Origin of the sequence: Acinetobacter sp. P1(2023), assembly GCF_028367635.1 — a bacterium.
In the GTDB taxonomy this organism is placed as follows: Bacteria; Pseudomonadota; Gammaproteobacteria; order Pseudomonadales; family Moraxellaceae; genus Acinetobacter; species Acinetobacter pittii_E.
Genome location: NZ_JAQNDD010000005.1, coordinates 148,972 through 164,373, shown reverse-complemented (window position 1 = coordinate 164,373; position 15,402 = coordinate 148,972). Strand labels below are relative to the sequence as shown.

Here is a 15,402-nt window from a genome sequence, read left to right as displayed (position 1 = left end):
ATGAGCTTAGTTTGTGAATGTGACGAGGCTTTGACGTTTTGATGATAAGTTAATGAAATGTTCTGTAATTTTTTATTTCACTTCTATAAAAAGTGAAAGTTGACTGTAAAAAATTAAAGCTGACCTTGGCCAGCTTTAATACTTAAAGATGTTATGAAAAATTATTTGGTTGTGACAGAAGGGGCAATTGGGTCTGCTGTAATATAGCCCACGTTTGCGCTATAACCATTATTATAATTTTGGTTAATTAATGCTTTTACATCATCAGGTACACTGCTGCTATCGCCTGGGTGCTGGAAGTTGCTCATGATGTAAGTCCAGCCATTAATTGAATCTACAGCATGTAAGCCTGTTGACTCTGCACCTGCTGGTGTAGAAAGCAGTCGTGTTAACTCTTTAGTATCTACATTGTATGCCCACAAGAAGTTATTCACGTGGTTACCTGAGTCTTCACCAATAAATAATGTACGTAAAGTTTCAGAAAATTTTAAGTTGTCTGGGCTAGCAATTTTGTCTGGGTTAGCTGTATTACCTAAGCTATCCTTAGTAATGTCTTCACCCATTAACAACATATATGAGTAAAGAGGAACCCATTCGCTATTGATTGCGCTGCCTTCATTATCTGTAAAGCTATTACCTAACTTGTGCGCAAGCACGCCACCAGCAGTAATCTTTTTAGAGAACCCTACATTATGTTCTGCAACATAACCTTTACCGCCAACAACCATTGAATCTTGAATATTAGCTAAAGCAGAGTACGCAATTTTATCTTTAATATTTACGTTAGTACCTTCCATCTTGGTGAACGCCATACTTGCACCTTTTAACGCTGCATAGCGATGTGTTTCCAAGAAAGCGGCTGCTTTTTCCATGCCTGGTTTAAGTTTTACCCAGAGCTGTTTCTTTGCCAAAGTGATTTCAGTGTAACTCGCATCATTTGGATTGGTTGTTAAACTTTCCATGATGTCAGTTGATTTAATTCCACCAGCAACTAAATCTTCAATTTCTTTACTTGTCGCGTGACCAAGTTTGATCCATTGAATGCTGGCTTGCGATGTTTCAGTTAGCGTATTGATGTATTTAGCAACATAGAGCGTACCTGCCGATAAATCTTTTTCTTTATCAGCAACGAACATGAAGAAACCACCATTTGTGTAGTCATCACCCATGAGCGCTGTACGGTTGTCTGGCATAACATGAATAAGTTCATGAGAAATACGGCCTAAACAATAATGCTTTTTAATGCTACCCGTACCATCTAGGTTAACCGTTACTTCTGGCAAATGACCATAGTTATATGGATTTGCTTTAGTTTCATCACCAAAGAAGTATTTCCCAAGATATTTTGGATCTGTACCACCAATGCCTTGATTGAATGCATCAGGCTCATATTCTTCACTCGATAAGTGAGTGTTCCAAGGCGATAAGCTCGCACCACAAGTGATCCATAAGCCGTGGACAGGGGCAGTATCAACATTGAAGTATTTTTTAAGCTCTAAGTGACCTGTTTTCGGGTCTTGATCTAAAGTCAAAATTGCGATTGGAGATGGTAGTTGACCGTAAGTGTCACCGCCTGCTTGGTCTTTAGAGTTATATTCAAATTGAACAACGTGGAACACAGGGTTTGCTACGCCTTCAACTTTTGCACCTTCTAATTGAATTAAAGACGAACCATCTGGACAGTCAGAAAAGAACTGACGCTCTTTACCAGCAACCGACTTATCCATAATTGGATTGCCATTAACATCAAAATAACCACCCGCGATAATAGTTCCACCCCCATGCTTTGGTACGCTATCACCTGTTTTAAAGAAGGGTTTATAAGCAAGTTGGTATTCAGTACTGGTTGAGTTTTCCCAGTCAATTTTTAATTTAGAATTCACTAAAGTTGTTGCGCGGTCTGCTGCAGTCGTAGGCGCAGACATTGCTGTGAATTTTGCATTTTTTAATTTACTTGGTTGCGGTGTTGGTGTGATTACAGAACTATCATCACTATCATTACAACCTGCTAACGTTGCTGCCGTAGCCATCGCACCTAATGGAAGGAAAGGAATCCCCGAAAACCATTTTAAAACTTCGCGACGTGTTGGGTGGTTAGAAGCAGTTGTCATAATAAATCCGTAAATTTTGTGGGTATATTTGTTGAGTTGATTCTATGGATTGAAAATGACACTTTTCTTACATTTTTAAGTCACTTTGAAGACAGTTTATTGCTTTGTAGATTAAAAAGTGCTCTACATAAAAAAGCCTGAACTTCGAGGTTCAGGCTTTTTCTTAAAAACTATTTTATTCGGCAGAATGAGTTTTTCTTTTCTCAAGAATTTTACCGAAGAGCAGACCAAGCTCGAAAAGCAACCACATAGGAATTGCTAACATCACCATTGAAATAGCGTCTGGTGGGGTAATAAACATTGCAACGAAAAAGCATCCTACAATAATAAAACGTCTTTTTTCAGCAAGACTTTTTGTATTTACTACACCAATTAAAATAAGCAAGAGAGTCGCGATTGGAATTTCAAAAGTTAGTCCAAACACTAAAAATAACTTTAAGCAGAAGCTTAGATAGCTATTAATATCGGTCATCGGTGCAACGGTTTCAGGCGATACACTAATAAAGAAATGCAAAATTGCCGGAAGGGTAATGTAATATGCAAAAGCAACGCCCGCATAAAACAAGACAATACTACCGATGAGTAATGGCAGGGCTAAATGGCGTTCTTTTTGATATAGCGCCGGACGAACAAATGACCATATTTCATAAAGAATAAATGGCATTGCCAGTACAAGCGCGACAAATAAATTGAGTTTAAAAGGCGCCATAAATGTTGCAGTGACATCGGTTGCAATCATTGAGGAGGAGGTCGGGAGTTGCAGCCTTAAAGGTTCGGATAATAATTGGTAAGTATTATTTCTAAAGGGTAATAAGCAAAAGAATAAAAATAAGGTTACCCCGACAATTCTAAATAAATGGCGTCTTAAAACAACCAAATGGCTCATGATTGGCATTTGGTCTAAATTTTCCTGACTATTTACAGTGGTTGAAGGCAGTTGGTTCATACGGCAATCTTCAATTTAACAGGTGATGTCTCTGAAATATCAGTTGATGATGTGAAAGGCACAAATTTTCCCACATATGGAACTTTATAATGGCCTGATATAGGAAGACATATCCGAATAGGTTGAGGCATCTTTTTAACTGCCTCAGTCTTATCTATATTTTCAGCAATATTTTGTTTTTGGATTTCTTCAAGTTGTTGTTGAACTTTTCTTTCTAGTGCTTCAATGCGGTTGAGCTCTTCTTGCATTTCTTTTCGAAACTCAGAAAGACGTAACTCTTGATCAATCTCATTTTGCAAATTGGTAATATAACGTTTTAAGCGAACATACCAGCGACCAGCAAAGCGTGCAGCTTCCGGTAGTTTATCTGGACCTAAAACTAAAATTGCAATAATTGCAAAGCAGAGTAGCTCTGTCATTCCTACATCAAGCATGGTCGAAAACCTTTAGCTTTTTACTGATGTGCTGTCAGGAGTTTTGACTTGGGCATCAATTGTACGTGGCGTATTAAGCGTTGCAGTTTCGTCTTCTTCACGAACTGATTTTTTAAAGTCTTTTACTGCACCACCAACATCTTTACCGATATTTTTTAATTTAGATGTACCGAATAATAAAATAACGACAATTGCAAAAATAACGACATGCCATATAGATAAACCAGCCATGATCTTATACCTCTTTTCAGTTTGCTTTATATCAACAGGTTGCCATGACAGGAATGTGACACTTATGTGTCATTTTTAAGACAGTGAATAAGGGCTAAAACCTAAAAAGTTAATTTTCATAGAGAAATTATTTAATTATTTAATTTATAGGCAGGCTGATATCGGGCGCTTAAATTACTTGAAATGGAAAGCACATTTCACTTTGAAAAGGTGTAGCATAACAAGCTGTTTTTAATGAGCAAGAGGAGAGAGCGTGGCGCTACTACTGCCTGTATTGGCATTTATCACAGGACTTTTACTTGCTCAGACTTCCCTTGCCGAAACCATAAAACCTATTCTTTCAGCTTGGCTTGCTCGCTTACTGATTCCGGTTGTGATTATTTACAACATGGTATTTTATCAGCCGGGTAGTTTGAGTTTGATGCTCTTTAGCTTCGGTTCAGCATTTCTTATTTTCTTTGCATATTTAGCTTTATTTAAAGACAGATTATTAGCGCTTTGCGTGAGTTATACCAACATGGGCTGGCTCGGTTTTCCTTTTGCCATGGCTTTATTTGGCCCTGATGCTACGGCTCCAATTGTTGCGCTATATATTGGGATGTCTCTTTTTGGAAATGCATGGGCTGTTACGGCCGTCACCACCGCACCACAAAGTAAGCTCAGCATATTAAAAAAGGTTCTGTCATCTCCACCGTGTATTTCAATCTTTTGTGCACTTCTGTTCAGGTTATTAGGGGCTCAACATATCGAGCATCCCGCCATACATTGGGTATATGAGATTGCTAAGTTCGCAATGACTTTTGCCGGCATGTGTGTATTGGGAATGTGGTTGCGTCGTACTCGGGTACATTTAAAAGACTTAATTTATAGTACGAAAGCTCAAGCATTTAAAGTTGCCTGTGGGGTTGTACTTTGCGGCTTAACTTATAGATTTCTACCGATTCCAAATATTTCTCAGCAAATTGGAGTAATGTTTTTAATGTTCTGTTTGCCGCCAGCAGCCAATATTGTAGCACTAGAAACACATTATCAAGGAACGGGAAGATCTGCCGCTTATATCGCTTCAGGGACGATTGTGAGTTGTGTGTGTATTGCGATTTATGCTGTGTTTTTACACTTGTACGTCTAATTAATTATTTAATTCTAAGTTTCCTACACTTATTTGTGCGAAGGCGGCATGGATGCCGCCAGTTAGACTGTGGTACAAGGAAGTACCATCAGTCTAACAAAAGATTTTTGCTTACTTTTCATCTTTGAAAAGTAAGAGTTGCCTATACAAAGCCGAATACTCTCTAACGTGGTATTCAAAGGCTATATGGAAAGAAACTTTATACTAAGCTCTCTCTGAATAACTGCATCGCTTGCCCACGATGACTAATCTTATTTTTATCCTCTTTAGAAAGTTCAGCGCTAGACACTTGTAGCTCAGGCAACCAGAACAATGGGTCATAGCCGAAGCCATTTTCACCACGTGCAGCTTCTAAAATTTCGCCGTGCCAGATGCCTTGGAAAATTTGTGGTAAAGGGTCTTCAGCATGCGTCACTAAAGCAAGTACGCATACAAACATACCTTCAATTACTTCACCATTTTTACGATAGGGTAAAAGGTCATTTAATAACTTTGCATTATTTGCTGCATCGTCACCATGTTCTCCAGCATAGCGTGCTGAATAAATACCAGGTGCGCCGCCTAAGACTGGTACACAAATACCAGAGTCGTCAGCCATAGCAGGCTTACCTGAAATTTTAGAAGCATGACGCGCTTTAATAATTGCATTTTCAATAAAGCTTAAGCCGTCTTCGATTGCATCAGAAATATTAAGGCGACCTTGAGGAATAATTTCTACTGGTAACTTGAGCTGTTCAAAAAGTTTTTCAAACTCTGCGACTTTACCTTTGTTATTGCTGGCAAGAACTAAACTGCCCTGATCAAACCAATGTGGGGTAGACATAATAAAACCAAACTTTATAGCTAATATCGAACATCAGTTATGTTACGTGTTTTTTAAGAGGGGATATAGAGGTAAACAAATAGAATATAAATGAGAATATCCTAATAAACTAAAACCACCTTGTAGAGCATACAAGGTGGTTTTAGTCGAGTAAGGTTTTTTACGGATGAACCGTTATTATTGTGCTTGAATCCATTTGTCCGCACGGTCACGTGCTGTACGGATTTGTTCTTGAGTTAAGTTTGCTGCAAGAGCAGTTTTCTTACCTTCAGATAGGCTAATCACTTTATTGTCGAGCATGCCATCACGAGTTGAAAGCTCATACCACTGGTAAGCACCCACGTAGTTTTTCTTTTGCTCTTCCATCATCGCGAGGTTATAGCTTGCACGATTATCGCCATTGCTTGCTGCTTTTTCAAAGTATTTACGAGCCATAGACTCATCTTTTTTAACACCAATACCGTCGGCATACATACGGCCCACGTTCAGTTGTGCTGGTGATAAACCTTGGTCAGCTGCTGCTTTAAACCATGCGAAAGCTTGCTTCTCATCTTTTGCTACATCTTTACCATATTGGTAGTGTGTACCAAGGTAAAATTGCGCGCCTGCTTGACCAGCTTTTGCTGCTTTCTGAAGATCATTAATCCCCATTGTTGAAAAACGTGCAGCCTGACTCGCAACCGATTGTGGCTGGGCGATATAATCTGCATGAGCCTGCATACTTAGCAGTCCTGCAAATAGTGTGCTAAATAATGTCTTTTTCATAGTGCACTCACTCGATAAATAGCGACTTCACCAAACAAATTCGGAACATGTTTGCTTAACAGGCTTCCCTGCTGATTTCCATTGACGGCGAGTCGATTAATAATTTGTATCTGATTTTCAGCACATAGTGCTTCAAAATCTTTAAATGTACATAAATGAATATTGGGGGTGTTATACCACATGTATGGTAGAGCATCCGATACAGGCATCATTCCTTTTAATGCAAGAAAAGAGCGAGTCTTCCAATGCGCAAAGTTTGGAAAAGTAATAATGGCCTGTTTACCCACACGCACCATGTCTCTTAATAAAACATCGGGTGCATCTACGGCTTGCAAAGCTTGTGCCATAACCACATAGTCAAATGACTGGTCAGCAAAGCGGCTTAAGCCGAGATTCAAATCTTGTTGAATAATATTTAACCCGCGACTGACGGCAATTGCAATCTTTTCTTGATCAATTTCTAAACCATAAGCACGAATTTGATGCTTTTGGCTCATATGAGCGAGTAATTCACCGTCACCACACCCTAAATCGAGTACGCTTGAGCCGGGTTTAATCCACTTTTCTGCCAGTTGTTGATCAATACGCATTAGCTTGCCTCCAGTGATGTCGATTTTAAGTGTTCTTCACCGCCTAAGAAAGCGCGCATGGTTTTGACATACAGTGGAATAGGGAATAAGAACGAGTCATGACCTTGCTCAGCATCAATATCTAAGTAACTTACAGGTTTATGATTGGTAATAAGCGCATCTACAATTTCTTGTGAACGGCTTGGTGCAAAACGCCAGTCAGTGGTAAACGAGACAATCAAGAACTGACATTTGGTTTTGCCCATCGCTTCAGTTAATGAGTGACCGTACTCACGTGATGGGTCAAAATAATCTAAAGCTTTGGTCATGATAAGGTAGGTATTGGCATCAAAGTTACGGCTGAACTGTTCGCCTTGATAACGAAGATAGCTTTCTACCTGAAATTCGACATCAAAACCATACATAAATTTGCCAGATTTTAAATCACGGCCAAATTTTTGTTTCATGGCTTCTTCTGAAAGATAGGTGATATGACCGACCATGCGAGCCAAAATTAGTCCGCGTTTCGGGTAACTATCATTTTCTAAATAACGACCATGATGGAAATCTGGATCAGATAAGATCGACTGACGCGCAACTTCGTTAAATGCAATATTTTGTGCTGAAAGCTTTGGTGCACTGGCAATAATCACACACTTTTGTAGACGGTCAGGATAATCGACTGACCATTGTAGGGCTTGCATGCCCCCTAATGACCCACCAACCACTGCATACCAGACATTTACACCTAAACGGTCAGAAAGCATGGCCTGAGTTTTAACCCAGTCGCGCACCGTTACTAACGGAAAATCCGGTCCGTAAGGGCGATTGTCATTTTCAGGATTTGGTGAGGTCGGGCCAGTTGAGCCATTACACCCACCAATATTATTGAGCGAAACTACAAAAAACTTATTTGTATCGATTGCCTTACCCGGGCCAATACAACTATCCCACCATCCAGCTTTTTTATCATCTTCGTGGTGATAACCCGCTGCATGATGATGTCCGGAAAGAGCATGACAGATTAAAATTGCATTTGATTTATCAGCATTTAAAGTGCCGTAAGTTTCAACCATTAATTCAAAACGTGGCAAAACACGATCACATTCAAGGTGTAATGGTTCTTCAAATTGGAACTTTTGCGGAGTGACTAACCCCACTGAATCAGCTGGAAAAGACACGGGAACATTTCGCCTTTTAAATCTTTCAGGAATAAAAAGAAAGGATACCAAGCTAGGTATCCTTTCCAAAGTCTTTTTTTTAATTAAACAGCAGCGGCAACCACCTGATCTGTACTTAAAACACCTTGATCAATCAAACGGTTGGTACATGCGATAATTGCTTCAATGGATGAGGTGACTGTATTGTCATGAACACCGGCACCAAATGAACCTTTACCTGTACCTTTTACTTGAAGCTCAATTAAGGTTAATGCTTTCGCATTTGCACCTGAACTAATACTACGTTCTTCATAGTTCAATACGTCAATTGGTAATTGAAGTGCATTTAAGAACGCAGAGATTGGTCCATTACCTTCACCGCGAAGCTGTTGTGTTTCACCTTCGACATCAACATCAAGTTCGATAATCTGAGTACCGTTAATATCAGATAACTTGTAGTGTTTAACTGTGTAATGATGGTTTTTCACATCAACATAAGTGTCTTTAAATAATGTCCAGATTTCTTTGGCATTAATTTCAGTACCGTTCTCATCAGCATATTGTTGAACAACTTGGCTGAATTCGATTTGTAAACGACGCGGCAACACAACGTTGTAGTTCGATTCTAATAAGTATGCAATACCACCTTTACCAGATTGGCTGTTTACACGAATTACAGCATCATAGTCGCGGCCCAAATCTTTTGGGTCGATTGGTAAGTAAGGCATATCCCAGACTTCTTCGTTTTTCTGATACTCGAAGCCTTTTTTGATCGCATCCTGATGTGAACCAGAGAACGCAGTAAATACCAAGTCACCTGCATATGGATGACGAGGGTGTACCGGTAAACCAGTACATTCTTCAACCGTTGCAATCACTTCATTAATGTTAGAAAAATCTAACTCAGGCGCTACGCCTTGGGTGTACATGTTCAACGCAATTGCTGCAACGTCAACGTTACCTGTACGTTCACCATTACCAAACACACAACCTTCTACACGGTCAGCACCTGCCATAATTGCAAGTTCTGAGGCAGCAATACCACAGCCGCGGTCATTGTGGCAGTGAACAGAAATGATCACACCATCACGACGTGCCAAATTACGATGCATCCATTCAATTTGGTCTGCATAAACATTTGGTGTAGAAACCTCTACAGTTGCAGGTAAGTTTAAAATCACTTTATGGTCAGGACGTGCATCCCAAATTTCTGTGACGGCATCACAGACATCTTTAGCGACTTCTAATTCAGTTGCAGAGAAACACTCTGGGCTGTACTGGAAAATCCAGTCAGTTTGAGGATACTGTGCAGCATACTCTTTAACTTTTTGAGCAGCATTAATTGCTAATTGTTTTGCACCATTAACATCTACGTTCAATACCTTTTGACGGAAGGTTGGTGAGTTCGAGTTATAAATATGCACAATTGCGCGTTTCGCACCTGCCAAAGATTCAAAAGTACGTTCAATTAAATGGTCACGTGCTTGAACCAAAACTTCAATGTATACGTCATCAGGAATATGATTTTCTTCGATCAACATACGAGTAAAATCGAAGTCAATTTGTGATGCAGAAGGGAAACCGATTTCAATATGTTTAAAACCGATTTTCACAAGCATTTTGAACATTTTGAATTTTTGTTCCATATTCATCGGTTCAAAAATTGCTTGGTTACCGTCACGTAAATCGGTACTCATCCAGATTGGTGCTTTTGTAATTTCTTTATTCGGCCATTGGCGATCTGGTAAATCCACACGTTGGTACATACGGCGGTATTTTTTGCTAGGGTCGGCCAACATCATGAGAAAACTCCTTGTCTCGTAGCGCGGTTGCTCTGGATATATTTAAAAGGCAACGTCTCTACTTAATATATGGTATCTAATTCAGAAAAATTAAAGGTAATTTTGAAGTGCTGCTTTAAAAAGCAGACAAAATTTTTATACGCGCGCTTGGCGCAGCATCAGGAGTTGCAGATGATGTCTTGCTTGAGTAGGCTGGGCAAACAAGTAATTCGTTTTCATCTCTAGACCGTAGAATAATAAGTTTGATGGTTTGCGGGTAATCTTGATATTTAGATATATCACATCTAAACAATGATTACACCTCGTGCAAAATTCTTATCATAATTTTAGTTAAGTTGTTTAGAAAATAATTTTCTAATTTTGCGCTGTTTTATTTTTTATGGAAAATTATTTTCATATTTTTGCCTTTTAAAGGTAAAAAAGATTATTAAGTCTTAAAAAGGCAAAAATAAATAGTATTACAGTTCTGACCACATACGAATTAAATTATGATAAATGTTGGTGAGCTTCATGACTTCTGGGTAGTTATCGCCGTGTGATTTGCGTAGTTCTCGAATGCTCTCATCAAGATTAAATAAGAGATGGCGTTTACTATCGTCTCGAACCAGACTTTGTACCCAAAAAAAAGAAGCAAAACGAGTACCAGAGGTAATACTGCTGACTTCATGTAGGCTGGTAGAAGGGTAGAGCACCACATCACCTGCGGGCAATTTGACTTCGTGATAACCATAAGTGTCTTCAATAACGAGGTCACCACCTTCATATTCATCAGGTTCACTTAAAAATAAGGTACATGATAAATCGGTACGTAGCTGTTCAGAAGTCCCGCGGATAAGGCGAATTGAGTTATCTACATGGAAACCAAAGCTTTCATGTTCATCATAACGATTAAAAAGTGGTGGAATAATTTTATGGGGTAAGGCTGCGGCCTGAAACACAGGATTTTGCCAAATTGCTTTGATGACAATTTCACTTAAATGGTGGGTAAGTGGATCTTGTTCTGAAAGTTGTTGATTTCTTTTAACAGAAGCAGACAAGGTGCCGGCAGTCACTTTTCCACCTACCCAATTGGCTTCTTCCATGAGCTTACGAAACTCGGCAACTTGCTCTTTGCTTAAAACATTGGGGATATGATGAATCACAGCAAACACCTTTTATATAGCGACTTCATTTGTAAAAATAGCCTCGTGATGAGGCTATTTTATATGAATTTCAATTAATTCCATAAATAATTTATGGAATTTAAACTTAGTATTTAAAGTTAATCGCTAAGACAGCATTACGGCCATTACCTTCAAACGCGTAGTGAGCTGCATGTGCACTAGTGAAATAACGCTTATCAGAGATATTGTTGATGTTAAGCTGTAAGTTTACGTTTTTGTTGACGTCGTATTTAGCCATAGCATTATAAATGGTATAGGTTGGCAAATATTTCGGAGCAGTTGTATTTACGAAAACTTGATCACGATATTCAACACCAGCACCTAAAGTCAATTGAGGCATTACTCTGTAAGTAGACCATAAGGTAGCACTATTTTTCGCTACAAATGGTAATGGTTTACCTTCTTGAGCAACTGCATTGTATGCCGCTTCAGTGATTTCGCTATCTAAATAGCTATAGCCTGTAGAAACATCCCATTTGTCGGTAATTTTTCCGTTCAAACTAATCTCAAAACCGTCAACTTTACTTTTACCTGCATTAGTAGTAGTTGTCGGGTCGATTTGGATACGTGTATTTTGCTTTTCAGTACGGAAAATAGCTGCTGTTAAGTTTGCACGGTTATTAAATAGGTCCCATTTTGTACCTAATTCAAAAGTACGTGCTTCTTCAGGTTTTAAATCATTTGCACTCGCACTTGCACTACCTGAATCGCTAATAGAATCTGAACCAGTATCACCTTCAGCGAGCACACCTACCGGGTTTGCTGATGTAGCGTAGCTTAAATAAATACTACCATCTTCGGTTGGTTTGAAAACTAGACCGGCTTGGTAAGAGAAGTAATCCGTATCGCTTTCTAATTTATCGCCAGTTTTATGAGGAGTACGTCCATCTACGTCCTTATTATATTTTTTCTCAGTTTCGAACTTATCCCAACGAATACCTAAGTTAAGTAACCATTGTGGATTAAATTCAATACTATCTAAAGCATAAACCCCTACATTATGACTGCGTGTCGTAGATTGCGCTTTAATTGCTCCACGTGTGTCATAGAAGGCGCCGTTTCCTGGGTTATTTAAACTTGTACACCAGCCATTTGAAGCAGCCGCAGCCGAATTACAGTTTTGAATATTACTGTCTAAAATAGTCGATGTAGTTTCACCAGCAGCATTAGTAAAGGTATATACGCCTTGGTCAGTTTCTTGGAAGCTCCACTCAGTACCAACATTAAAAGAGTGTTTTAAGCTACCTGTATTGAATTTACCTTTTAAAGAAAGCTGGTCGCTATAAGCATCACTATCTAAGATACGGCTTAACGCACGGCGAGCGATTGTACCTCTGTAAATATTACCCTTAGAGTCATCAGCATTCGTATAAACATAATCAGATTTAGACTTGTTATAGGTTGCTACATTCGACAAAGTAAGGTTTTCATTAAAGTCGTGTTCTAACTTAAACGTACCAATGTGATTTTCTCGTTTATCGAAATCACGTGCTTTCCAGCCATAGTAGGTTCCAGCTTTTACATCAACAGGTTTACCATCACCAGGTGTTACAATAACCCCAACTGGAGGTTTTGCTGGGTTTGCATTGTTAAATGGAATACCTGCATCTGGTTCATCATTACTACGTAAATAGTAGTAGCTCAGTGTTCCACGGGTTGCTGTATCTAGCCCAAATGCAAGACTTGATGCAATACCGGCACGAGCATATTCGGCACCGTTACTTTGACCAGCTTTTTCATTTTCATGGCCCATAATCACAACACGACCAGCAATGCCATTTCCAAAGTCTTTGTTGGCATCAAGCTGGATATGACGATAATTATCAGTTCCGCCTTGAACACTGCCTTGGTATACGTCGCCTTCATGAGCAACTTTAGGGATTAAGTTAATACTTCCACCAACGCTACCACCGCCACCAAGAGCAGAAGAAGAGCCTTTAATCACTTCAACTTGTTCAATCGCAAACATATCGCGGTTTTGAGACGTTGTATTACGAACACCATCAACATAAATAGAAGACTGACCGCTATAACCACGAATATAAGGCATATCGGTAAATGGTGTACCACCTTCACCTGCACCTAAAGTAATGCCTGGCTCATAGCGTAAAGCTTCGAGAAGGGTATTAGAGTTTGTATCTTTAATTAATTTTTGAGAAAGAATAGAGACTGATTTTGGTGTGTCTTTGAGAGGAGCTACGAATTTAGCATTTGCTGATTGATCTACTTTTAATGATTCTTCTTGAGTCGCTTGAGTATGAATCGTCGGTAATTGTGAAACTGCTTCTTGTGCCATAGCTGTTGTTGCAATCATTGATAGCGATGAGGCTATTGCAGATGAAACAATTTTTTTACGTGTTCTAATCAAAGACATGACTTCAGGACTCTAAAGCTAAAAGGTTATGCGAATAATAATAATTCTTATTTATATGTACAGTTTGTGTTAATTGGATTTGCCAATTGAATTATGAAGTGAAAATGAATAATTAAATGGTGAATTGTACTTTTATGTAGCTAATCTACTGATTATTAGTCATTGTTTGTTAAAGCGATTAAAATCAAACTTTAATTGTAATTTTAGATTTATAAAGAATAGCTAAAAAATTAGTTTTACTTAAGGCTTTATGAAAAATATTTAAAGAATCATAAAATTACTGTGAAATTTCTTGGAAAAATAGCATTCACTTATAGTAAGTGATCGGTTAATTTTGTATATCTGGAAAGTTGTCATATAATACAGCACTTTTTTAAAAACTGTTCCTACTAACTAATTTTTATCGAGGAAGCCATGCAAGTAACGACTGAAGCGGTTTCGGGCGTTGCCCGTCGTTTAAATGTGTCTGTACCGACGAGCCGTATTAACGAGCAATTTGAAGCTCGTTTGAAGCGCACTGCCAAAACTGTGAAGATCAACGGCTTCCGTCCAGGTAAAGTACCTGAAAACGTTGTTCGTCGCGAATACGGTGCAAGCATTTATCAAGAAGTTGTGAATGACATCATTCGTGATAGCGTTTTTGAAGCAATTCAACAAGAAAAAATCAATGCGGTAGGTATGCCGAACATTGAGAAAGTTGAACATAAAGAAGACGCTTTAGTTTTTGAAGCAACTGTAGAAGTTTATCCAGAAGTTGCTGTACAAGCATTCGATACTTTAGAAGTTGAACGTAAATCAGCTGAAATCAAAGACGCTGACGTTGACGCTATGATCGAAAACTTGCAAAAACAACGTCAAACTTGGGCTGTAACCAAGGGCATGGCGAAAAAAGACATGCAAGTAACTTTTGACTTTGAAGGCACTATCGATGGTGAGAAGTTTGAAGGCGGTTCTGCTGAAGACTTTAAACTTGTGTTAGGTTCAGGTCGTATGATCCCTGGCTTCGAAGACGGCATCATCGGTATGAAAGCTGGTGAAGAGAAAGTAATTGACGTTACTTTCCCAGAAGATTATCAAGCTGAAAACTTGGCTGGTAAAGCAGCTCAGTTCAAAATCACTGTGAAGCAAGTTGAGAAATCAAAACTTCCAGAAATTGATGCTGAATTCTTAAAAATCTTCGGTGTAACTGAAGAAGAAGGCATTGAGAAGTTAAAAGCTGACGTTCGTAAGAATATGGAACGTGAAGTTCGCAATGGTTTACGTAACCAAGTTAAACAAGCTGCTTTTGATGCACTTGTTGCTGCGAACGAAGTTGAAGTTCCAAGTGCAATGGTTGCTCAAGAAATTGACCGTCAACGTCAACAAATGGTTCAACAGTTCACTCAACAATTTGGTGGTGCAGGCGCGCAATCTTTTGATAAGAGCATGCTTCCTGACGAATTGTTCAAAGAACAAGCAGAGCGCTCTGTTAAGCTTGGCGTATTGGTAAGCAAAGTTTTAGCTGATGCTAAACTTGAAGTTGACCAAGCTCGCGTTGATGCTTACATTGACGACATGGCTTCTTCTTATGAAGATCCAACTGAAGTGATTGAATACTTCAAAAATGATGCTCAACAACGTGCTCAAATCGAAGCCGTTGTATTAGAAGATCAAGTTGTTGATCACATCTTAGCTGGTGCTAAAGTGACTGACAAAGCTGTATCTTATGATGACTTATTGAAAGAACAACAAGCTCGCCGTATGGGCTAATCTTTTAAGAAGTCAGAAAAAGGCGCCTCGGGCGCCTTTTTTGTTTTTCTTTATGTGGTCAATTTGAGTGCGACATTAAGTACTTAGGTATAAATAATATAATATTTCAGTGCGAACCTTTTGCAATTTGAGAAATTATCCCGCAT

The 15,402-nt window shown here is 38.9% G+C and carries 13 protein-coding genes; 2 read left to right on the top strand and 11 right to left on the bottom strand.

Features of this window, described 5'->3' with window-relative positions; translation table 11 throughout:
* Positions 1-161: 161 nt before the first annotated feature.
* The 4 genes from POD11_RS09760 to POD11_RS09745 all read right to left on the bottom strand — a co-directional run bounded on the left by POD11_RS09760 (position 162) and on the right by POD11_RS09745 (position 3,722).
* A complete protein-coding gene (locus POD11_RS09760; RefSeq protein WP_262457066.1) occupies positions 162-2,111 on the bottom strand; it encodes a PhoX family protein in 1,950 nt (649 codons plus the stop codon).
* A gap of 175 nt (positions 2,112-2,286) precedes the next feature.
* Positions 2,287-3,057 (bottom strand): twin-arginine translocase subunit TatC, encoded by a 771-nt coding sequence (gene tatC, locus POD11_RS09755; protein ID WP_016142268.1) that lies wholly within the window; start codon positions 3,055-3,057, stop codon positions 2,287-2,289.
* A complete protein-coding gene (gene tatB, locus POD11_RS09750) occupies positions 3,054-3,491 on the bottom strand; it encodes a Sec-independent protein translocase protein TatB (protein ID WP_125699081.1) in 438 nt (145 codons plus the stop codon). The genes tatC and tatB overlap by 4 nt, the downstream gene beginning before the upstream one ends.
* A 12-nt stretch (positions 3,492-3,503) precedes the next feature.
* A complete protein-coding gene (locus tag POD11_RS09745) occupies positions 3,504-3,722 on the bottom strand; it encodes a Sec-independent protein translocase subunit TatA (RefSeq protein WP_057105678.1) in 219 nt (72 codons plus the stop codon).
* Positions 3,723-3,975: 253 nt separating this feature from the next.
* On the opposite strand from POD11_RS09745, the gene POD11_RS09740 reads away from it, so the two are divergent.
* Complete coding sequence (locus POD11_RS09740; protein ID WP_262457065.1) at positions 3,976-4,851, top strand: AEC family transporter; 876 nt, start codon at positions 3,976-3,978, stop codon at positions 4,849-4,851.
* 199 nt (positions 4,852-5,050) lie between these two features.
* Here POD11_RS09740 and rdgB read toward each other — a convergent pair whose 3' ends face one another.
* From rdgB to POD11_RS09705, 7 genes are all read right to left on the bottom strand, one after another.
* On the bottom strand, positions 5,051-5,674 hold the full coding sequence (gene rdgB, locus POD11_RS09735) for an RdgB/HAM1 family non-canonical purine NTP pyrophosphatase (RefSeq protein WP_262457064.1): 624 nt from the start codon (positions 5,672-5,674) through the stop codon (positions 5,051-5,053).
* Positions 5,675-5,851: 177 nt separating this feature from the next.
* On the bottom strand, positions 5,852-6,439 hold the full coding sequence (locus POD11_RS09730) for a tetratricopeptide repeat protein (RefSeq protein WP_017385717.1): 588 nt from the start codon (positions 6,437-6,439) through the stop codon (positions 5,852-5,854).
* Entirely contained in the window at positions 6,436-7,029 is a 594-nt protein-coding gene (metW, locus tag POD11_RS09725; RefSeq protein WP_001217230.1) for a methionine biosynthesis protein MetW, read from the bottom strand. The genes POD11_RS09730 and metW overlap by 4 nt, the downstream gene beginning before the upstream one ends.
* Positions 7,029-8,189 carry a homoserine O-succinyltransferase MetX gene (gene metX / locus POD11_RS09720; protein WP_017482028.1) on the bottom strand — a complete coding sequence of 387 codons (1,161 nt, stop codon included), beginning with the start codon at positions 8,187-8,189 and terminating at the stop codon, positions 7,029-7,031. The genes metW and metX overlap by 1 nt, the downstream gene beginning before the upstream one ends.
* 83 nt (positions 8,190-8,272) lie before the next feature.
* Positions 8,273-9,970 (bottom strand): 2-isopropylmalate synthase, encoded by a 1,698-nt coding sequence (gene leuA, locus POD11_RS09715; protein ID WP_016144279.1) that lies wholly within the window; start codon positions 9,968-9,970, stop codon positions 8,273-8,275.
* A gap of 458 nt (positions 9,971-10,428) precedes the next feature.
* Complete coding sequence (locus tag POD11_RS09710; RefSeq protein ID WP_239974861.1) at positions 10,429-11,112, bottom strand: Fe2+-dependent dioxygenase; 684 nt, start codon at positions 11,110-11,112, stop codon at positions 10,429-10,431.
* 106 nt (positions 11,113-11,218) lie between these two features.
* Positions 11,219-13,507 (bottom strand): TonB-dependent receptor, encoded by a 2,289-nt coding sequence (locus POD11_RS09705; RefSeq protein ID WP_262457063.1) that lies wholly within the window; start codon positions 13,505-13,507, stop codon positions 11,219-11,221.
* A gap of 414 nt (positions 13,508-13,921) precedes the next feature.
* On the opposite strand from POD11_RS09705, the gene tig reads away from it, so the two are divergent.
* Positions 13,922-15,256 (top strand): trigger factor, encoded by a 1,335-nt coding sequence (gene tig, locus POD11_RS09700; RefSeq protein ID WP_016142259.1) that lies wholly within the window; start codon positions 13,922-13,924, stop codon positions 15,254-15,256.
* Positions 15,257-15,402: the final 146 nt, after the last annotated feature.